Annotated in this window: 15 protein-coding genes; 8 read left to right on the plus strand and 7 right to left on the minus strand. The window is 65.5% G+C overall.

Going from position 1 to position 21277, the window contains the following annotated elements; translation table 11 throughout:
- Positions 1–43 precede the first annotated feature (43 nt).
- A complete protein-coding gene (hutI, locus tag ACZ60G_RS20920; RefSeq protein ID WP_465811870.1) occupies positions 44–1213 on the plus strand; it encodes an imidazolonepropionase in 1170 nt (389 codons plus the stop codon).
- Between the two features lie 11 nt (positions 1214–1224).
- Here the strand turns inward: hutI and ACZ60G_RS20925 are convergent, their stop codons facing one another.
- Positions 1225–1875 (minus strand): TetR/AcrR family transcriptional regulator, encoded by a 651-nt coding sequence (locus tag ACZ60G_RS20925; protein WP_465811700.1) that lies wholly within the window; start codon positions 1873–1875, stop codon positions 1225–1227.
- Positions 1876–2021: 146 nt separating this feature from the next.
- On the opposite strand from ACZ60G_RS20925, the gene ACZ60G_RS20930 reads away from it, so the two are divergent.
- On the plus strand, positions 2022–2711 hold the full coding sequence (locus tag ACZ60G_RS20930; RefSeq protein WP_465811701.1) for a hemerythrin domain-containing protein: 690 nt from the start codon (positions 2022–2024) through the stop codon (positions 2709–2711).
- A gap of 6 nt (positions 2712–2717) precedes the next feature.
- Here ACZ60G_RS20930 and ACZ60G_RS20935 read toward each other — a convergent pair whose 3' ends face one another.
- On the minus strand, positions 2718–3800 hold the full coding sequence (locus ACZ60G_RS20935; protein WP_465811702.1) for a PQQ-dependent sugar dehydrogenase: 1083 nt from the start codon (positions 3798–3800) through the stop codon (positions 2718–2720).
- A 134-nt stretch (positions 3801–3934) separates the two neighbouring features.
- On the opposite strand from ACZ60G_RS20935, the gene ACZ60G_RS20940 reads away from it, so the two are divergent.
- Complete coding sequence (locus tag ACZ60G_RS20940; RefSeq protein WP_465811703.1) at positions 3935–4081, plus strand: hypothetical protein; 147 nt, start codon at positions 3935–3937, stop codon at positions 4079–4081.
- On the opposite strand, the gene ACZ60G_RS20945 is transcribed toward ACZ60G_RS20940, so the two are convergent.
- From ACZ60G_RS20945 to ACZ60G_RS20955, 3 genes are all read right to left on the minus strand, one after another.
- Positions 4078–4446, minus strand: a complete 369-nt coding sequence (locus ACZ60G_RS20945; protein ID WP_465811704.1) for a DUF1304 domain-containing protein — start codon at positions 4444–4446, stop codon at positions 4078–4080. The genes ACZ60G_RS20940 and ACZ60G_RS20945 overlap by 4 nt on opposite strands.
- 99 nt (positions 4447–4545) lie before the next feature.
- Positions 4546–6255, minus strand: coding sequence for a serine/threonine-protein kinase (locus ACZ60G_RS20950; RefSeq protein WP_465811705.1), 1710 nt, complete (start codon positions 6253–6255; stop codon positions 4546–4548).
- 66 nt (positions 6256–6321) lie between these two features.
- Positions 6322–7212 carry a bile acid:sodium symporter family protein gene (locus tag ACZ60G_RS20955; RefSeq protein WP_465811706.1) on the minus strand — a complete coding sequence of 297 codons (891 nt, stop codon included), beginning with the start codon at positions 7210–7212 and terminating at the stop codon, positions 6322–6324.
- Positions 7213–7381: 169 nt separating this feature from the next.
- Between ACZ60G_RS20955 and ACZ60G_RS20960 the strand changes: the two genes are divergently transcribed.
- Positions 7382–7930, plus strand: coding sequence for an LppP/LprE family lipoprotein (locus tag ACZ60G_RS20960; RefSeq protein ID WP_465811707.1), 549 nt, complete (start codon positions 7382–7384; stop codon positions 7928–7930).
- A 2-nt stretch (positions 7931–7932) separates the two neighbouring features.
- Here ACZ60G_RS20960 and ACZ60G_RS20965 read toward each other — a convergent pair whose 3' ends face one another.
- On the minus strand, positions 7933–9441 hold the full coding sequence (locus ACZ60G_RS20965) for an FAD-dependent oxidoreductase (RefSeq protein WP_465811708.1): 1509 nt from the start codon (positions 9439–9441) through the stop codon (positions 7933–7935).
- A gap of 46 nt (positions 9442–9487) precedes the next feature.
- On the opposite strand from ACZ60G_RS20965, the gene ACZ60G_RS20970 reads away from it, so the two are divergent.
- From ACZ60G_RS20970 to rpoB, 3 genes are all read left to right on the plus strand, one after another.
- A complete protein-coding gene (locus ACZ60G_RS20970; RefSeq protein ID WP_465811709.1) occupies positions 9488–10219 on the plus strand; it encodes a TetR/AcrR family transcriptional regulator in 732 nt (243 codons plus the stop codon).
- A gap of 313 nt (positions 10220–10532) precedes the next feature.
- Positions 10533–12557 (plus strand): CocE/NonD family hydrolase, encoded by a 2025-nt coding sequence (locus tag ACZ60G_RS20975; protein ID WP_465811710.1) that lies wholly within the window; start codon positions 10533–10535, stop codon positions 12555–12557.
- A gap of 317 nt (positions 12558–12874) precedes the next feature.
- The gene (gene rpoB / locus ACZ60G_RS20980) at positions 12875–16321 is read left to right on the plus strand and encodes a DNA-directed RNA polymerase subunit beta (RefSeq protein ID WP_465811711.1); all 3447 of its coding nucleotides are present in this window, start codon (positions 12875–12877) and stop codon (positions 16319–16321) included.
- Here rpoB and ACZ60G_RS20985 read toward each other — a convergent pair.
- A complete protein-coding gene (locus ACZ60G_RS20985) occupies positions 16310–17230 on the minus strand; it encodes an LLM class F420-dependent oxidoreductase (RefSeq protein ID WP_465811712.1) in 921 nt (306 codons plus the stop codon). The two genes, rpoB and ACZ60G_RS20985, sit on opposite strands and share 12 nt — an antisense overlap.
- 142 nt (positions 17231–17372) lie before the next feature.
- On the opposite strand from ACZ60G_RS20985, the gene ACZ60G_RS20990 reads away from it, so the two are divergent.
- Entirely contained in the window at positions 17373–21242 is a 3870-nt protein-coding gene (locus tag ACZ60G_RS20990) for an nSTAND1 domain-containing NTPase (protein WP_465811713.1), read from the plus strand.
- Positions 21243–21277: the final 35 nt, after the last annotated feature.

Genomic DNA, 21277 nt, shown 5'->3' on the forward strand with positions numbered 1-21277 from the left:
TGGCGACGAAGAGACCGGAATCTCCACCGACAGAAAGGGCACCGTGTCGACCCTCATCACTGGTATCGGCGAGCTGACCACCAACGCACCGGACGGCCCACTGCACAATGCCGCAGTTGTGCTCGAGGATGATCGGTTCGCCTGGATCGGTCCGGCGAAATCCGCACCCGCCGTCGATAATCGGGTCGATATCGGCGGCCGCGCCGCGCTGCCGGGCTGGGTCGACAGCCACACCCACCTGGTCTTCGCCGGTGATCGCACCGCCGAATTCGAGGCCAGAATGGCCGGTCAGCCCTACCGTGCCGGTGGTATCGCGACAACCGTGGCCGCCACCAGAAGCGCCTCGGACGACCAGCTTTCGGCCAACCTGCGTCGCCACGTCACCGAGGCCTACCGCCAGGGTACGACGTGCCTGGAGACCAAGACCGGATACGGCCTGAGCGTGCCCGACGAGGCACGCTCGGCCCGCATCGCCGCCGCCATCGCCGACGAGGTGACTTACCTCGGCGCACACCTGGTGCCGCCCGGTGCCGATGCCGAAACCTACGTGGACCTGGTCTGCGGCGATATGCTCGACGCGGTCGCACCGCATGTGCGCTGGGCCGATGTCTTCTGTGAGACAGGCGCTTTCGACGAGGATCAGTCCGATCGTGTCCTGCGCGCGGCCGCCGCACGCGGCCTCGGTCTGCGCGTACACGGCAACCAATTGGGCACCGGCCCCGGTGTGCAACTGGCCGTCCGCCACGGCGCGGCCAGCGTGGATCACTGCACCTACCTCACCGACGCCGATATCGAGGCCCTCGCCGCCTCGGACACCGTCGCCACCGTCCTGCCCGCCTGTGACCTGTCCACCCGCCAACCCCTCGCTCCCGCCCGCGCACTGCTCGACGCGGGCGCGACCGTCGCCCTTGCCACCAATGCCAATCCGGGAAGTTCCTACACCACATCGATGGCCTATTGCGTCGCAACGGCCGTACTCCAGATGGGCCTCTCGATCGCCGAAGCGGTGTACGCGGCTACCGCAGCGGGCGCGAAAGCGTTGCGCCGCAACGATGTCGGGGTTGTCGAGGTCGGTGCCCGAGCCGACCTTCAGGTGCTCGACGCCCCCTCGGTCACCCATATTGCCTACCGTCCAGGCGTCCCACTGACGCTGGCCGTCTGGCGTTCGGGCCAACGCATACCGAAGGCTGAATGGACAGGTGCCGCAGGATGACCCAGTGCGGCCTATGAGTTTTCGAGCGAGCGTAGCGCGGCATCCACGAGAGTCGCCGCCGTGCGGGCACATACCTCGACGGCAGCATCAGGCTCGAGCCCGCGCACATCGATCAGCACGATGAACGCCTCCCAGCCAACCACGAGCGCGATAGTCGACACGAGATCGTCGAACTGCGGCTGGGACATGCGGACACGCAATGGTTCGAGCGCCCATTCGATCCAACGCACCCGGCGATGGCCACGTCGTGGTGCGTCCTCCGTGGGCGGGTCGACGGTGAGCTTCACCAACCGCCGCCCCATCGGTAGCAGCTCGGTGATCTCCGCACCCATCGCCCGCACCAGTTCGGCGATGCGCACGCGCGGGTCCGCGGAATGGATATTCGTCAGCGCCTCATCGGTATTCGCGCTGAGCAGGCCGATGGTGGCGTCGAGCATCAACTGGTCGAGAGTGGGGAAATGCAGGTAGACGGTGCGTCTGGACACGTCCGCAGCGGCGGCGATGTCGTTCACCGAGGGTTCGACGCCGCGGTTCAGCAGTGTCATGGAGGCGTCGACGATGGCTTTGCGGGTGCGTCGGCGCTGGGCGACGCGGCCCGAAGTGAGCTGGGCGGTTTCCTCGACCTGGGTGATCTCGCTGACCCGGGCGCGTTGCTCGGTCATTCGCTGCGTGTCCTCCGCGTGACATCTTGACAGTGTTGCCTCGGCCAAAACTATACTAAGTTGCACTTATTGCACAGGAGTGCATTTAGTATCGGGAGGAACTAAATGACTATCGGGGATCTTCTGTCTGCGCTGGAGCAGGTGTTATGAGCCGCCGGGCGGCCGAGCCGCCGGGTTGTGATACCCACGACATGGTGCTGGTGCACCGGGTGTTTCGACGCGAATTCCGTTTGCTGGCAGACATTGTCGAGGCGACCTCGCCCATGGATGCCGAACAGGTAGCGCGGGTGAGCGCACATGCGCGCGAGATGCTCGCCGCTCTGCATCATCATCACAGCAATGAGGACGAGCTGGTTTGGCCGAAACTGCGTTGGGCGGAACTGGATTCGACGCTGATCGATCTCATGCAGACCCAGCACGAAGAGGTCGATGCGCTCATGCGCCGCGTCGATTCCGAACTGTCCGAGTGGGAACATCAGGGCGGTGCGGAGACGGCGGATCTGCTGGTCGAGGGGCTACGTCGACTACACGAGGCGCTCACCGAACATCTTCGCCTGGAGGAAGATTCGGTACTACCGATCGTGGCCGAGACCTTGACCGAGTCGGAGTGGGCCGAGCTCGGCAAGCGCGGTATGGCGTCGTTTTCGAAGGGGCGGGCCCTGGTATTCCTCGGTCATATCGCCGAGGAGGCCGATGAGCGCGAGTGGTCGGTATTCGCCGGACATATCCCGGCTCCCGTCCGGCTGCTGTATCGGATGTTCGGCCGCCGTGGCTACGCCAGGGAGACCGCACTGCTGCGCCGCGATCTGCGCTCAGTCGGAAAGGTTGTCAAATAAGGGAACTCAGCGCGCCGGGAAGCGGACGATCCGATCATCACCGGCACGGACGTCACCGCGGCCGTCCGTGTTGGAGGTGGTCAGCCACAGTGCACCGTCCGGGGCAATTGCCACCGTGCGCAGGCGGCCCAGGTCGGGCACTTGGGCCTGCGGTGTGCCCAGTGTGCCGTCGTGCAGTGGAACCGTCCACAATCGCTCGCCGCGCAAAGCCGCGACATAGAGGGTGTCGCCGGAGATGGCAATGCCGGACGGCGATGCCTCCGAAGGCTTCCAAATGACTTCGGGGTCGGCGAATCCCCGATCGGTGCCGCCTTTGCCTTCGACGATCGGCCAGCCGTAGTTGCGACCCGGCTCGATCAGATTGATCTCGTCGAAGGCGTTCTGACCGAACTCCGCGGCGAAGAATCTGCCTGCCCGATCCCAAGCCAGACCTTGCACATTGCGGTGCCCCAGGCTGTAAACCGGCGAACCGGACGTCGGATTGCCCGGTGCCGGAGCGCCATCGGGTGTCAGCCGGAGGATCTTGCCATTGGGGCTCGCCGGATCCTGAGAGCTGGCGCCCTGCCCCGCATCTCCGGTTCCGACATACAGCATGCCGTCGGGCCCGAACGCGATCCGGCCGCCATTGTGGTTCCCTGCCTTGGCAATACCGGCGAAGATGACCTCCGGTTGCCCGTCGAGCCGGAACCGCACGATCCGATTGTCCTCGGCAGCGGTGAAATACGCATAGACATACTGTGTTTCGGCATAGTCCGCCCCGACGGCAAGCCCGAGCAGACCACCCTCGCCGCGCGCGACCACACCCGGAACCTCGTACACCTGCTCGGGCTCGCGTCCAGGCACCACCCGCATAATTCGGCCGGTATCCCGCTCCGCGACCAGGGCCCCACCTTCGGGCAGGAAGGCCAGTCCCCACGGCACGTCGATACCGTGCACGATTTCCTCCCCCGCGGCCAGATCCGGCACACCCGATGGCGTGCTCGGCGCGGTGCTCGTGACAATGTCCGGCCCGGCGCCGGAATCGCTGCCGCATCCGGCCACCGCGCCGATCATCAGCACGGCGATCGCGATCCCGATGAATCTACGCATGCGTATCCCTCCGACTGATCATTCGGCGGTGCTGTCTCGATCGTGCCTGCTCGTGCGTCGGCCCGCCAACTGCCGCGACGTCGCGGGCTACTGTCGAGGGCGGGATCCACCATGGGAGGGAAGATCAATGCGAGGTGACCGGGCTGGTCGGTCGCGAGGGTGTCGATCTGCTCACTGTCGATCCGCGTGGCGTGGTGCGGGAGGCGAGTGCCATCGCGAAGCTGTCCTGGGCGGCGGCCATCGAGCGAGCTCGCGCGCGTCGACGGTTCGGCAAGCGTTAGTTGCTGCCCGCGATCAGCACCGCGACAAGGGCGATCGCTCCGGGCAGCGCTTGGACGAACAGGATCCGACGGTTCGCGGTCGCCGCGCCGTAGACCCCGGCGACGACAACGCATGCGGTGAAGAAGATCATCGCGGCGAATCCGACCGGGTCCGAGGCGATGATGCCCCAGATCAGACCGGCCGCCAGGAAGCCGTTGTAGAGGCCCTGGTTGGCGGCAAGAACCTTGGTCTGCTCGGCGAATTCGACGGTGCTGCCGAAGGACGCGCGTACCCGCGGCGTGGTCCACAGGAACATCTCCATGACCAGGATGTAGATGTGCAGCAACGCCACCAGGCCGACCAGCACCTCGGCTACTACGCGCATTCGAATGATCCCTTCACACGGATACAGCTCGTTGTCGGTCCACAGGATGGACGATCGGTGTCGGAAGCGTCGGAAGGCGCGCCCGACGAAGCACGCCCGTTAGTTCTTGTGCAGATTGCCGGTGACATCGCCGAGCACACCGCTGAAACCGCCGCTGAAGCTGTAGGTGACCGAACCGTCGGGTTGCAGGATGACCTTCGAGGTCGACCCCTCGTCCATACACCCGCTCGCACCGCCGCTGAGCCGTGCCACGAAGGTGAGCTGGGTGTCGGTGGCATTGGTCAGACGTTCGGCGCGTTCGCAACGGCTGCGCGATGCCTGGCCGGTATTGGCCGAGGTGGCGATCTCCTCGCCGACTTTCCCGTCGTGAATGGTCAACTCGATATCGAAGGTGGCGAGCGCATCCCGTGCGGTGCCGGTCCACTTGCCGACGAGCGCTTCGGGTACCGCCGAGTCCGTGGCCGCTGCCGAAGTGCTCGTCGCGGAGGTCTGCGTCGTTGCGGTGGTCGTGGGAGCGACGGAGGTGACCACCGCCGAAGTGCTAGCCGTCGCGGCGGAATCGGAGGACTTGTCGGTCAGCTGCGTCCCGATGAGGAATGCGCCGCCCGCGACGATGAGCCCGACCACCACGGCCGCGACGATCCATGCGGTCCGACGTGAACGACTCTTCGGTGCGGGCGGCGGGTAGTAGTAGGCGGGTTGCGGCCCCGACTGGTCCTGCGCAGGCGGATACGGCGCGTACACACGGCTCGAATTCGCTTGCGGCCCAGGAGGTCCGGATTGCCATCCGGTATTTCCAGAGTGCCAAGCCACCGTATCGGCCGCAGGCCGGGACAGTGTGTGGGGCCCCGAATTCGATTGTGGCAACGGCCGCGAAATCGTCGCCGCCGACCGCGCCGGATCCGGTCCGACCGCCTCGACCGGCCCGGATTCCAGATCGAGCAGCGCAACCGCCCGCCTGCTCACCTCTTCGAGCACCGGCGCCGGCAGCCAGCCGCCGCGTTCCGGAACCCCGAGTTCGGCAAGCTGATCGAGCAACTGCTGTGGTGTCGGGCGCGCCGCCACATCCTTGGTCAGGCACGCCGCGATGAGCGGCCGCAGCCGGTCCGGCACGGCCGTCAGCCGCGGCTCCTCGTACACCACCCGATACAGCATCTGCACGGTCTCGCCTGCGCCGAACGGCCCCTGCCCGGTCGCCGCGTAGACGAGCACGCCGCCGAGTGCGAATACATCACCTTCGGGTCCCATGGTCGGTCCGACCACCTGCTCCGGACACATGAATCCCGGTGAGCCGATGACATTTCCGGTGGTCGTCAATGCGCTGTCCTCGGCACCGCGCGCGATGCCGAAGTCGATCACCTTCGGACCGTCCACGGCCAGCAGCACATTGGACGGTTTCAGATCGCGATGCACGATCCCCGCACCGTGCACGGCGATCAATGCCTCGGCCAGACCGTGCGCGAGCACCAGCAGCGTGTTCTCGCTGAACGTGCCGAACTGCTCGACCGCATCGGTCAACGAGAATCCGGCCACGTAGCCGGTCGCCAGCCACGGCGGCGTCGAATCCACATCCGCGTCGAGCACCGGCGCGGTGAACTTCCCGCCGACCCGCCGCGCCGCGGTGACCTCGCGCCGGAACCGCTCCCGGAACTCGTTGCCGATCAGATCCGGCCGGATCACCTTCACCGCGACGGTGCGGCCACCCGCGCTGCGCCCGAGGTACACCCGGCCCATACCGCCCGCGCCGAGCAGGCCGAGTAGCCGGTAGTCCCCGATCCGCGTGGGATCGTCTGTGCCGAGCGGTCGCATCGCGAACTGGGGTCCTCTCACCTGACGTCGAACACGCAAAGGCTACCCAGGCCGTGCTCGGTTCCCCTAGCCGGTGGCGGCCGGAATCGGTGTGGGAGCCGCGCGGCGCAACTGCCGCGCCAATAAGTATGCGGCGATGGCGGCGGGAACATTCATCAGCACCCCGTAGACCGCGGGCGGCACCGCCATCTGCGAATTGTGCAGCACACTCGAGGCGACCGCGATGGCCAACGCGCCGTTGTGGATGCCGATCTCCATCGCCGAGGCGATCGCCTGATCGGTCTGCACCCGGAACAAGCGCGGCACGGTGTACCCGATGACGAAGCTCAGCGTCGACAGCAGCAGGCTGAGGGTGGCGAGCTTGCCGATGTTCTCGGTCAGCGTGTCGAACTCGCGCCCCACCGCCGCCACTACGACCAGCAGCAGCACCACCGCCGAGACGATCTTGACGTTCTTGCGCATCCGCTCGGCCCAATCGGTGAACCGGCGATGCACCCACATCCCCACCGCGACCGGGACCAGCACGATCGCGAACACCTGGGCGAACTTATCCGGCCGCAGCCCGATCGCGGCGTCATCGTCCATGAACAGCGTGAACGACAGCGTGACCACCAGCGGCAGGGTGAAGACGGCGAGAATCGAATTGATCGCCGTCAACGTGATATTCAGCGCCACATTGCCACCGGCGATATGGCTGAACAGATTCGCCGACGGCCCGCCCGGCGAGGCGACGAGCAACATCACCCCGACGGCCAGCGCACCCTCGAGCCGGAACAGATAGACCAGACCCAGGCAGATCGCGGGCAGCACGATCATCTGGCACACCAGCGCGACCACCGCCGCCTTGGGATACCGCAGCACCCTGGCGAAATCGTCGACGGTCAAGGTCAACCCGAGTCCGAACATCACCAGCGCCAGGGCCAGCGGTAGGAACACGGCGAAAATCGTTGAACCCATTCAGATCTCCTCATCAGGACTCGGACGGATGTCGACGTTATCGACTCACCGCCCGGGCAGCGACCCCACCCGTGGGAGCCCGGCCGCGGCGACCGCCGGATTCGACGATGCGATGATGATGCGCGGAGCGCGATCGAGAAACCGTCCGACCTGAAGGGGCCTTCCCTCGATGCAGACCTATCGGCTCGTTTTGCTCACCCTCGGTATCGGACTCACCTGTGTGACCGGATGCGGCTCGGGCGATAACGGCGGCCGGATAACCGATTTCGACCCGACCACCACGGTGGCGACCACGTCGAGTGCCGCGCCGACGGTGAAATGCGGCGTCGACCTGACCGCGCCGGTGATCGGTTCCGCCATCGCGACGCTGCCCATCGATCCGATCACCAAGGTGCCGTGGTCCACTGATCCGGCCGGATTCGAGGGCACCTTCGATCCGTGCGTCACGCTGTCGGCCGTGATCATTACGGTCGAGGGCGCGACCGGCAGTTCGCCGAATCAAGTGCTGCTGTTCCACAGGGGCGAATTCGTCGGTACCGGCACGCGGGAGAGTCTCGGGTTCACTTCGCTGGATCCGGGGCATACGACCGATGACACCGTCGGCGTGGTCTACAAGACGCCCGGCAGCTGCAATGCCTGCCCCGACGGCACGCTCACGCCGGTCCAATTCCATTGGGATGGAAAGCAAGTCCAGACGATCGGGACGCCGCCGAGATAACGTCATCGCATTAAGCGATCCAGGGCAGCGTTCAGCTCGGCGGCCGGATCGCTCGACAGGCTCGGCATACGCCAGGCAATGATCTGATCGGGGCGCACGAGCAGTGCGCCGGTGGGGGAGAGGCCGACGGTGTCGGGCCAATCCTGGTCCAGCTCATGGATTTCCAGCGGTAGATCGGTCTTCCATGCGGTGCCTGCCGGGCCGACCAGGAGAGCGCAGGACATTCCGATGAGGTCGAGTGTGGAGCGACCGTCGGGTAGTCGGCGATGAGGCAGGCGAGTGCCGGGTTGGCCGGTGAGATCGAGATGCGCCATGGTGTGCGGGCTGCCGTCGTCGATGAGCGCACCCGCGCGGTAGCGATTGCCCAGGATCAGGGCGATCGGATCGGCGAGTGGTGTGGCCTCGGTGGCTTCGCGATTCATGGTGCGCAGGTCGGCGGTGCGGATGCTCGACTGGTCGGCGATGTACCAGCCGACCGGGCGGCGTTCGGCGTGGTAGGTGTCCAGCAATGCCGGATCGGCCTCGTCGCGCAGGACGGCCGCCAACTTCCAGGCGAGATTGTGCACGTCCTCGATGCCGGTATTCGCGCCCGCGGCGGCGAAGGGCGGCATGACATGAGCGGCGTCACCGGCCAGGAAGACGCGGCCCGCACGGTATTGCTCGGCAACGAACATCCCCGGCTCCCAAGGCAATACGCTGAGCAGCTCGATCGGCATATCGGGAACACCGATGGCCGTTCGCAATACGCTCGGCCATTCATCCAGGGGACGGTCGACTCCCTCGGTGGTGGTGAATATCCAGCGCTGTGAGCCGTCGATCGAGGCGAAAGCTCCTGGCGCATCGGCATTCTCGATCTGGCAGAGGTTGAATTCGCGGCCGCGCACCAGCTCGGCGAGATCGGCGCGGAAGTAGACATTGACGGCTCGGCCGAGCGTGCCACGACCATCGTGCGGAATGCCGAGCCGCTCGCGGATCGGACTCGAGGCGCCGTCGGCGGCAATCAGATAGTCCGCGCGCAACCGCTGGACCGTGCCGTCGGCGGCGCGAATCGTGGCGGTGACGCCCTCGGGCTCGTCGGCGAAGTCCGTGAGTTCGACGCCGAACCGCACATCGCAGCCGCGTGCCACGGCGATGCGCCGCAGCACCGGCTCCAGCCGATCCTGGGCACACAGGCAGGCGGTGGCCGGGGTGATGGCCGACCAGTCCGGCACCCCGCCGGGCAGCGTGAAGGGAATCCGTTCGGCCAGCGCGAGCGTCGGACCCGCCGCGAAGTGCTGGTACGCCGTGAGGTCGCGCGCCGCATCCAGCACCTCCTCGGCAATGCCGAGCTGGCCGAACAGTTCCATGGTCCGGATATTGATGCGCCGGGCTTTGGGCTGCGGCGAGGTGGTCGGCCTGCGTTCGACCAGCACCGTTGCGATGCCCTGTCGGCGCAGGAACAGCGCGGCCGACAGTCCGACCAATCCGCCGCCGACGATGAGAACACGAGGTGCGTGTACGTTGTACAGCATGTGTACTTTGTACACGAATGGTTGAATGCCCGGCAAGGAGGTGGCAGTGAGGGAGGATCCGTCGCCGCCCGGACCGTTGATCTGGTCGCTACCCGAACCGCCGGGCCGCCCGACCACGACGCTGAGCCGGGCGAGCATCCTGCGTGCGGCATTGACCACGGCCGATGCCGAGGGCGCGCGGGCGCTGACCATGCGGCGGATCGCCACGGCGGTCGGTGCGTCCACGCCGATGTCGCTGTATCGCTATGTCGGCAGCAAGGACGGGCTGGTCGACTTGATGATCGACGCCGTCTACGGCGAGATTCCGCTACCCACAACACCTTCGGGCCACTGGCGTACCGCGCTCGAAGAGCTTTCGCTGGCTACCTGGTCGGTGATCCAGCGCCACCTCTGGTTCGGTGAACTCGTGCACACGCGCCCGCCCCTCGGGCCGAACGCACTGCGCTACTTCGACTTCCGCTTCGCCCTCTTGGAGCCCCTCGATATCGGCGCCGACGATATGACGCTGATCACCGCCGCCGTCGACGGTCATCTCATCGGCGCCGCACTGCAACTCGCCGAGGAGAACCGCATGCGGGCCCGTTCCGGACTGCACACCGACGACGAGTTGGCCGCCGCCGCGCAACCGATGCTGGCACCGATCCTCGCCGGCGGTCGCTATCCGGCCTTCGCCCGCTGGCTCGCCGCGCGCACCTCCGCTGGCGGAGTAGACCCCGTCGAGTGGACGCTGACCAGCCTGCTCGACGGCATCACGGATCGCCTCGAACTGCCGAAATAACTCAGTTCGCGGATTCGTCCATCGGCAAGATAATGACCTCGCCGCCCAGGCCTCGGAAGTGGAGGCGTGTACCTGTGGGGCGGAGCGCGGATCGGTAATTCGACATAGATCGGTCACGGTTCGGTCACGCAGTGTGGTGGGTCCAGCGAGTCTGCGGGGAATTTCGACGAACCGAACGGACCGTACCTAGCGGAATATTCGCCAATAGGTTGCTATGGTCGTCGCGCGTCAAATCGGGCGATCTTGTCTGCATGCTGCGTACCAGTCGAGAGGGGATCACGAGTTGTCGGGGCATGGAGTGGCACCTGCGCTTATGCGTTTTATTCGACTGGCGACCGTGGTCGCGGCCGTGGTGGCACTGGCCTCGAGTGGCGGCGGCTCCGCGACCGCCGAGCAAAGCATCGACAGCACCCTCGGCGAGCGATGGACCGCTATGCACGACGGCCCGCAGCAGTATCCCGATATCCATATCGACTGGGACGTCCCGATTCGCATGAGCGACGGGGTCGTGCTCAAGGCCAATGTGTATCGGCCCGTCGACGCGGCGAACAAGGTGGTCGGCCAGCCGTTGCCGACGATCGTGAATCTCACGCCGTACACCAAACTCATGAGCAATCTGGTCGATTCGGCGTTCGCCGCGCCCGGACTGCGGCCGTTCACCATGGACATGGTCCGGCGCCTCAATCTGTCCGGCACACCGATCAGCGGATTCGGCGACCTGATGCAGGCACTGGACGGCGGCATGATCCAGACTGTGCTCGGCATCGACCGCAATCTCATCCGCAGCGGGTACACGCTGGTCGTCACGGACGTCCGCGGCACCGGCTTCTCCCAGGGCAACTGGAACACGCTCGGCAAGCGTGAACAATTGGACACCCGCGAGGTGATCGATTGGGCGGCGAAGCAGCCGTGGTCCAACGGCACTGTCGGTATGAGCGGTGGCTCCTATGCGGGCATCAATCAACTGCGTGCGGCCGAAAACGCCCCTGCCGCACTGAAAGCCATCTTCCCGGTGGAGGCGGGCAGCGACCTGATGCGCGATGTCGTCGCGCCGGGCGGCGGTATCGGTACGACCTTCCTGCCACTGTGGTTGAACAATGTGAACCAGGCGAAGTTGATTCCCGACGTGCAGTCCATGCTCAACGGCACCTTCGACTGGAAATGGCTCCAGGCCAGGATGGCCGATCCGGCAACCAATTCCGATCTGCTGGCCCAGGCGCTGCTGACCCCGTCGCTGGACCGGGTACCGACGACACTGGCCGCCGCACTCGACGACGACAGTGAATTCCGGCAGGGGATTCTCGGACATCCCGACCGAATCACGGTGCCCACCTTCATGTATGGCGGCTGGCACGACATCTTCGCCAATAGCGCGGCCAAACTCTACAACGTGATCCCACTGCCGCAGGCGAAGAAGCAGTTGCTGATCGGCGATACCTATCATGCGAATCCGGGTGCCGGAACCGGTGCGGCCGGCGCGCCGCCGCGGCTGGATGTGCTGCAGCGGGTGTGGTTCGACAAGTGGCTCAAGGGCATCGATAACGGCATCGGCGACTTCGGGCCGATCACGCTGTGGGAGCAGGGCTCGGGCTGGAAGACCATGGGGCAGTTCCCGGAATCCGGTGTCACGCATCGCCGTGTCTACCTGTCCTCGGCGTCGAGCGATACCGCCGAGCATTCGGTGCACGACGGCTCGCTGTCCTCGACGAAGCCGAATGAGCGCATCGCGCTGCAGGTGTCGCCGGGGGTGACCATGGCGTGCTCACGCGATGCCGCTCAGGGATCCGCCGGTCTAGCCGCGCCATTCGATATCTGCGCCAAGGACTCTCGCGTCGCCGAGGGCAACGGGCTGACCTTCACCAGTGCGGAGATGAGTGCGCCGACGGTGATCTCCGGGCCGATCAATGTGCACCTCAATGCGGTTCACGATGCGACGGACGGCTATTGGGACGTCACCGTCAACGATGTCTCGCCCGACGGCACGTCGACCGTGTTGACCACCGGCCAGCTCACCGCGTCGCTGCGTGCGGTGGACGAGGCGCGGAGTATGCGCTCGGCGAGCGGCGATTACACCGCGCCGTACAACCCGATCACCCTGGAGAGCATGCTGCCCGTCGTGCCGGGAAAGCCGATGACGCTGGATATCGCGGTCATCCCGACGCAGGCCGTCTTGTTGCCCGGCCACCGGCTGCGGGTGGATGTGTTCGCCGGAAACGTGCCGAAGGCATTGGCTTTTCGGCCGATGCTCAACGCCACCGAACTCAAGACGCAATACCTGCGGCTCGATCCGGATGCGCCCAGCTTCGTCAATCTGCCAACGGACCGGCCCATCGCCTGAAATGTGGCGAAAAGCTTGACGTAGGCGGGTTGCGCAAGTTATTCTATAAATGGGAAGCAATTCAGCGCGGGTTCGACGTAGCCCAAAAACATTGACTCCTATTCTGATTCCGCACTCGACATTCAGTGAGTGCGAGTGTAATTTTGGACGTTGCGCTGGTTGCCTCCTGTCCACCTCACGAACCAATCGTTGTAAACATCATCCGCTGTGGTGATGTTTCCTTCGTGGTGCGCGAGTTTCGTTCGGGTGCGCGGCCGGGGCGGAATTCGTCAGTAGACAAGCGATGTTCGCGCATTGCGTGAGGGGAAGGACGCACCTTGTCAGAATCGAGCCGGACGGTCGGTGCACCGAAGCGGATTTCCTTCGCCAGGATCCGGGAGCCACTGGAGGTCCCCGGCCTGCTCGACGTGCAGACCGATTCGTTCGCCTGGTTGATCGGCGGCCCGGAATGGGAAGCCCGCGCCGCCGAGCTCGGTGTGGGTAGTTCGACAGGCGGACTGCAGGAGGTGCTCGAGGAGCTCTCGCCGATCGAGGACTTCTCCGGGTCGATGTCCCTTTCTTTCTCGGATCCTCGTTTCGAAGAGGTCAAGGCCTCCATCGACGAGTGCAAAGACAAGGACATGACCTACGCGGCGCCGTTGTTCGTGACCGCCGAGTTCATCAACAACAACACCGGTGAGATCAAGAGCCAGACGGTCTTCATGGGTGATTTCCCGATGATGACCGATAAGGGCACGTTCATCATCAACGGCACCGAGCGTGTGGTTGTTTCGCAGCTGGTGCGTTCGCCGGGTGTGTATTTCGATCACAGCGTCGACAAGGCCACGGAGAAGGATCTGCACGGGGTGCGCGTCATTCCGTCGCGTGGTGCGTGGCTGGAGTTGGATGTCGACAAGCGCGACACCGTCGGTGTGCGTATCGACCGCAAGCGCCGCCAACCCGTGACGGTCTTCCTCAAGGCGCTCGGCTGGAGTTCCGAGCAGATCACGCAGCGCTTCGGATTCTCCGAGGTCATGATGTCGACCCTGGAGAAGGACCATACGGTCGGCACCGACGACGCCTTGCTCGATATCTATCGCAAGCTGCGTCCGGGTGAGCCGCCGACCAAGGAGTCCGCGCAAGCGCTCCTCGAGAACCTGTTCTTCAAGGACAAGCGCTACGACTTGGCGCGCGTGGGGCGCTACAAAATGAACAAGAAGCTCGGCATCAGCACCACCACGGACCAGGTGCTGAACGAGGAGGATCTCATCGCGATCATCGAGTACCTGGTCCGGCTGCACGCAGGGGAACGGACTATGACGGCGCCCGGTGGCGTCGAGGTTCGGGTCGAGGTCGATGACATCGACCATTTCGGCAACCGTCGCCTGCGCAGGGTCGGCGAGCTGATCCAGAACCAGATCCGGGTCGGCATGTCGCGGATGGAGCGGGTGGTCCGCGAGCGGATGACCACCCAGGACGTCGAAGCCATCACCCCGCAGACGCTGATCAATATCCGTCCGGTCACCGCGTCGATCAGGGAGTTCTTCGGGACTTCGCAGCTGTCGGTGTTCATGGACCAGAACAACCCGCTGTCGGGTCTGACCAACAAGCGTCGACTCTCGGCGCTGGGCCCCGGTGGTCTGTCCCGGGAACGCGCCAGCCTCGAACTGCGCGATGTGCACCACAGTCACTACGGTCGGATGTGCCCGATCGAGACCCCGGAAGGCCCGAACATCGGCCTGATCGGCTACCTGTCGGTGTACGCGCGGGTCAATCCGTTCGGCTTCATCGAGACGCCGTACCGCAAGGTGGTCGACGGCAGGGTGACCGATGGGGTCGAGTACCTCACCGCCGACGAAGAGGAACGGTATGTGCGTGCGCAGGCCAATTCGCTGACCGACGCGGACGGATACCTGGTGGAGGACAAGATCCTGGCCCGGCGCCTCGGCGAGGAGGTCGAATCGGTTCCCGCCGATGAGGTCGACTACATGGATGTCTCACCGCGCCAGATGGTTTCGGTCGCGACCGCGATGATTCCGTTCCTCGAACACGACGACGCCAACCGTGCCCTCATGGGTGCGAACATGCAGCGCCAGGCCGTGCCGCTGATCCGTTCCGAATCCCCGATTGTCGGTACCGGTATGGAGTTTCGTGCCGCCCTCGATTCGGGCGATGTGGTCGTCAACACGAAAGCCGGTGTGGTGGAGGAGGTTTCGGGCGACTTCATCACCGTGATGGCCGACGACGGCACCCGCAAGAGCTACCGGTTACGCAAGTTCGCCCGCTCGAACCAAGGCAATTGCGTCAATCAACGCCCGATCGTGGACGAGGGGCAGCGGGTCGAGTCCGGTCAAGTGCTTGCCGATGGTCCGTGCACCGAGAACGGTGAGATGGCGCTCGGCAAGAACCTGCTGGTGGCGATCATGCCGTGGGAAGGCCACAACTACGAGGACGCGATCATCCTGTCCCAGCGCATCGTCGAACAGGATGTGCTCACCTCGATCCACATCGAGGAGCACGAAGTCGATGCCCGCGACACCAAGCTCGGTGCCGAGGAGATCACCCGCGATATCCCGAACGTCTCCGACGAAGTGCTCGCCGATCTCGACGAGCGCGGCATCATCCGCGTCGGTGCGGAGGTGCGTCACGGTGACATCCTGGTCGGCAAGGTCACTCCCAAGGGTGAGACCGAGCTGACCCCGGAGGAACGATTGCTGCGCGCGATCTTCGGTGAGAAGGCGCGCGAAGTGCGCGACACCTCGATGAAGGTGCCGCATGGTCAATCGGGCAAAGTTATCGGCATTCGGGTGTTTTCGCGCGAGGACGACGACGATCTGCCGCCCGGTGTCAATGAACTCGTGCGCGTCTATGTGGCGCAGCAACGCAAGATCCAGGACGGCGACAAGCTGGCCGGCCGCCACGGCAACAAGGGTGTCATCGGCAAGATCCTCGCCACCGAGGACATGCCGTTCCTGCCCGATGGCACTCCGGTGGACATCATCCTGAACAGTCACGGTGTGCCGCGTCGTATGAACATCGGCCAGATCCTGGAGACCCATCTCGGCTGGATCGGCAAGGCGGGCTGGGAGATTCAGGGCACACCCGACTGGGCGATTTCGCTGCCCGAGGACATGCGGGCCGCGCCTGCCGACAGCAATCTCGCCACCCCGGTCTTCGACGGCGCACGTGAGGAAGAGCTCAGCGGGCTGCTCGGCTGCACACTACCCAACCGCGACGGTGAGGTAATGGTCGGTGCGGATGGTAAAGCGACATTGTTCGACGGACGTTCCGGTGAGCCGTTCCCGTACCCGGTGGCCGTCGGCTACATGTACATCCTGAAGCTGCACCACCTGGTCGACGACAAGATCCACGCCCGTTCGACCGGTCCGTACTCGATGATCACCCAGCAGCCGCTCGGTGGTAAGGCGCAGTTCGGTGGTCAGCGCTTCGGTGAGATGGAGTGCTGGGCCATGCAGGCCTACGGCGCCGCTTACACGCTGCAGGAACTGCTCACCATCAAATCCGACGATATCGCGGGCAGGGTCAAGGTGTACGAGGCGATCGTCAAGGGCGACAACATTCCGGAGCCGGGCATTCCGGAGTCGTTCAAGGTGCTCCTGAAAGAGCTCCAGTCGCTGTGCCTCAACGTCGAGGTACTGTCCTCCGACGGCGCCGCCATCGAAATGGGCAGCGCCGACGAGGACGATATCGATCGGACGGCGGCGAATCTGGGAATCAACCTGTCCCGCAACGAATCCGCCACCGTGGAAGATCTACAGCTGTGACATCACCTGGGCCGCAATGAGTTCCAGGTGCGCCAGATCGTCGAGGTCGAGGATCTGGAGATAGAGACGGGTAGCGCCGATTTCGGCGTAGCGGGCGATCTTGTCGACGACCTCGGCGGGGGAGCCCGCGAGCCCGTTGCTCTTCAGTTCCTCGACCTCACGGCCGATGGCGGCGGCCCGGCGCGCCACTTCGGCATCGGAGGCACCGACACAGGCCACCAGGGCATTGGAGTAGACCAGATCGTCGGGGCGACGGCCGCGAGCCTCGGCGGCGGCGCGCACGCGGTCGAATTGACGTGCGCTGTCCTCTGGTGGGGCGAAGGGCATATTGAATTCGGTCGCGTATGTGGCGGCCAGGCGCGGGGTGCGGGTCGCACCGTGTCCGCCGATCAGCACCGGCACCGGATCCTGCACCGGCTTCGGCAGGGCGGGGGAGTCCGTGATCGCGTAATGCGCACCGTCGAAAGTGAACTTGTCGCCGACCTTGGTCGCCCACAGGCCGGTGATGATCGCCAGCTGCTCCTCGAACCTGGTGAACTTGTCCGGTGGGAACGGGATGCCGTAGGCGGCATGTTCCTCGGCGAACCAGCCGCTGCCGAGTCCGAATTCGACTCGGCCGCCGGACATCTGATCCACCTGGGCGACCTGGATGGCCAGCGGTCCGGGTAGTCGGAAGGTGGCGGCCGTCACCAGGGTGCCGAGCCGGATGCGCTTGGTCTCCCTGGCCAGCCCCGCAAGAGTGATCCAGGCGTCGGTCGGTCCGGGCAGGCCGTCGATGCCACCCATGGCCAGATAGTGGTCGGAGCGGAAGAACGCGTCGAAACCCAGATCCTCGGTGGCTTTGGCGACGGTGAGCAGTGTGTCGTAGTCGGCGCCCTGCTGCGGTTCGGTGAAGATGCGTAGATCCATGCCGACCATGGTGCCCGAGATTGATCTTGTTGGTCGGGTCCGATTCGCCGCCGCTTATCATTGGCCCGTGGTTGGCGCGGTCGAATCGGAATCCGATCTACGCAGGGGCGTGTCGCCGAGATCGGTATTCGCTCAACGTCTGATGAGCTTGTTCGAGGCCGCTGGCAATCCGAAACTGCGGCAGGTTGCGGCCGCCGCCGAGGCGCGGATGAAGGCCACCCGCGGGCCGGCCAAGGGTGGTACCGCATCGCTGCAGCGGATCAGCGACTGGCGTTCGGGCCGCAACGTTCCAGCGCAATTCGAGACGCTGCTGCCGATTTTGCTGACTCTGATCGATCTGGCCAAGAAGTCGGCCGCGCCGGTACAGCGCCAGCTGGTGGATCTACCGGAATGGCGGCGGCTGTGGCAGGCGGCCGTCAGCTGGAAACCCGAGAACGATCCGGCCACCGCCGTATGCCCCTATCGGGGGTTGACGTCGTATCAATCCGACGATGCCGCATGGTTTTTCGGCCGCAGCCGGGCCACCACCGACTGCACCGAACTGGTGCTGAGCTCGCTCGGTGCGCCTGGGGGCGGAATTGCCGCCCTGGTCGGTGCGTCGGGTGCGGGTAAATCCTCGCTGCTGCACGCCGGTTTGATCCCAGCGGTTCGGAAAGTCGAAAAGGATTGGCAGATAACGACTGTCACTCCCGGCGCGCAACCGCGGACCGCGTTGTCCGAAGCGGTTGGTGACGACTGGGCGATCGGCAAGAACGGCCTGTTGATCGTGGACCAGTTCGAGGAGCTGTTCACCGCCTGCCAGGACGAGCAGGACCGCGAGGACTTCCTCACCGCGCTGGCGAATCTGGCCGAGCCGCACGCAAGCCGTTGGGTCATAGTGGTATTGGCTGTCCGTGCCGACTTCTATGCACCGTGTCTCGACTATCCGATCCTCGAAGACGTACTGAACAACCGGAGTTACGTACTCGGCCCGATGCGCCTGAGCGAACTGTCCGAGGCCATTACCGGACCGGCCGCGGCGGCGGGACTCGAACTCGAACCCGGACTGGTCGAATTGGTGGTCACCGAACTCTGTGGCCTCGGCGATCACCAGAACCGGCGCAGCTACGATCCCGGTGCCCTGCCGCTGCTCTCCCATGTCATGGCGGCGACCTGGGAACATCGGGAACGACTACGCCTGACGGTGGCCGGCTATCGCAAGGCGGGCGGGGTCACGGGTTCGGTCGCGGCGACGGCCGAACAGGCCTGGGACGAACTCACCGTCACCCAGCGGATCGAGGCGAAACCGCTGCTGCTGAACCTGGTCAGCGTCGGCTCGGACGGTCACGACACCAGGCGGCGCGCCGCCCGCGCCGAATTGATGACCCGCGCAGTGGATTCCGAGGCCGCCGCGGCGGTGCTGGAAACGCTGGTCCGGGCCAGGCTGGTCACCTCCGATGCCGACAGCGCCTACTTCACTCACGAAATCGTGCTGCGCGCTTGGCCTCGACTGCGGGCCTGGATCGAGGAGGATCGAGTCGGCTATCTGGTGCGCCAACGGCTGGAAGCCGATGCGGCGGACTGGTCCTCCTCGAGCAATGACCCGGCCCTGCTCTACCGCGGCACCCGGCTGGCGACCGCGAAAGAAGCCATCGTCCGGCATCCGGCCACCGAAACAGTGACCGAATTCCTCACCGCGGCACAGACTTCCCGCACCACGTCGCGACGCTGGGCCGCCGCGACGCGTGCGGTGCTCGCCCTGCTCGGTGTCGGTGTGCTCGTGCTCGGCATCGCCGCCTACGGCCAAGTCCGGCTGAAGGACGAACAACGGGACAATGCCCTGTTATCGGCGGTGCTCGCCGAATCCGAGAGCCTGCGCACCACCGACCCCACCCTGTCGGCCCAACTCGCCCTGGTCGCCCATCGCCTCGAGCCCGATGACCCGGACGTGAATTCGCGCCTGCTGAGTACACAGAATCTGCCGCTGGCCACTCCGCTGTCCGGACATGTCGGCGCGGTCGACCAAGTCGCGTATCAACCGGGTGGCGCGCTGCTCGCTTCGGCGGGCGAAGACCACACCATCCGGCTGTGGGATCTCGTCGATCGCGCGCGTCCACGGCCCATGGGCACGCCATTGAACTGCGGTGCCGCCGCGACCTCGGTGACGTTCAGCCCCGACAGGAAACTCCTTGCGGCGGCGTGCGGCACGGCATTACAGCTGTGGAGTGTCGACGATCCGCGACATCCGGTCCCGGCGACCGCCCCGATCGCCGGGGATGTGGTGCGGGTGGCCTTCGGTCCGAACGGGCGGGTGCTCGCGGCGGCCGACAACAATCGCACAGTCACGCTGTGGAATCTGCAGAACCCGGCGGCACCGACGAAAATCGGTGCCCCGCTGCTGATTCCGCAGCCGATTCGATCGATATCGTTTCACCCCAAGGGATCCTGGCTCGCCATCGCATACGACGATGCGATCCAACTCTGGACGATCGGGGAGGCCCCCACACCGCTGGGCGCGCCGATTTCGAGTCCGGCGCGGCCGGTGCGGGCGGTGGCGGTCGGCCCGGACGGTGCGACCCTGGCGGTCGGCAGTGGTGGCGATTCGCCGTGGGCGGAGAATACCGGCGATGCCACCGTAGGACTGTGGGATATCACCGATCCGGTCCGGCCCGTCTTCCGCAGTTCGCTACTCGCGACTGCCAATTCGGCGGTGCGCTCGCTCGCGTTCAGCCCGGACAGCGACGTCCTTGCCGCAGGCAACCGCAATGGTGTCACGGTGTGGAATATCGCCGACCGCGCCAATCCGAGGCCGCTTGGCGAGCCGCTGCTGGCGTCGTCGTCACCGTGCCCCGAGGTCAGTACCATGCTGGTCTGCCAGGACGCGCAGAACTCGCTGGCCTTCGGCCCGGACGGCCATACCGTCGCCGCTGCGGGCGCGCTCGGCGTGGTCCGGCTCTGGTCGCTGGCGCCCGCAGTGCTTCCCGGGCGGCTCGGGTGGTTGCCGGTACCGCCGGCATTCAGCACTGAGGGCACCATGGTGACCGGCGCGATCAACGGCCGGGTCGCGCTGTGGGATGTGCGCGATCGCGCCGACCTGCGCAAACTCGCCGACCTCGGTCCTGGCCCCACCGAGCTGTACGCGGCGGGAGCTTCGCTGAGCCGAGACGGGCGCACCGCCGTGTCGACGGTCGGATCACCGCCGCGGCTGATCCTGCACGATGTCAGCGATTCCGCGCATGCGCACACGCTCGCGGAACTGCCGGGCGTCTTTGCCGCCATGTTCAGTCCGGGCGGTCGCTATCTGTGGACCATTGCCGACGACGCGGCCTGGTCGTTCCAGGTGTGGGACCTGGCCGACCGGGCCCATCCGGTCGCGCTGGGGCGTCGGCTGCCGCTGGCCACCGGAAGCGGCGGCGCATTCGCGATGTACAGCTCCGGCGATGAGCTGATGGCGACCATGTCCTTCGATCGGGCGGATACCGGCCAGGATCGATATGTCATCCGGCTCTGGGATATGTCGAATCCGGCCGAACCCCATGTGCTGAGTGAGATTCCGAGCGAGCCGACCAAACCGTTCGGCTGGATCGGTGTTACGCCGGACAACAAGACGCTGGTCAGTCTCGCGGCCGATACCCTGCAGACCTGGGATATCTCCGATCCCGCCGCGGTGCGCAAACTGGGTGAGCCGATCGCGACGCACGGCTTGAATATCCTGTCCGTCGATTTCAGTCCCGATAGCGCGACGATGGCGACCTCGAGCGCGGATTCGACCGTGCGGATCTGGGATTTCAGCGACCGCGCGCATCCGAGACCGCTCGGCCATTCGATCACCGTGCCGAGCACGACGAGCTGGCAGCTGGCCTTCGATCCGGCGGGCCGATATCTGGTCGGCACCGGGAACGGCGTGATGAGCATGTGGGATCTGGACCCGCAACACGCGATCGCGCGCATCTGCGATGTCGGTCGCGCGGTATTGACCCGCGAGGTGTGGCAGGCGCATGTGCCGCGGATGGCCTATCGTCCGCCCTGCTGATCTAGGGGGATGGAAGCCGACGGAGCTTGCGGAGT

It is taken from the genome of Nocardia sp. NPDC102475 (genome assembly GCF_055584605.1).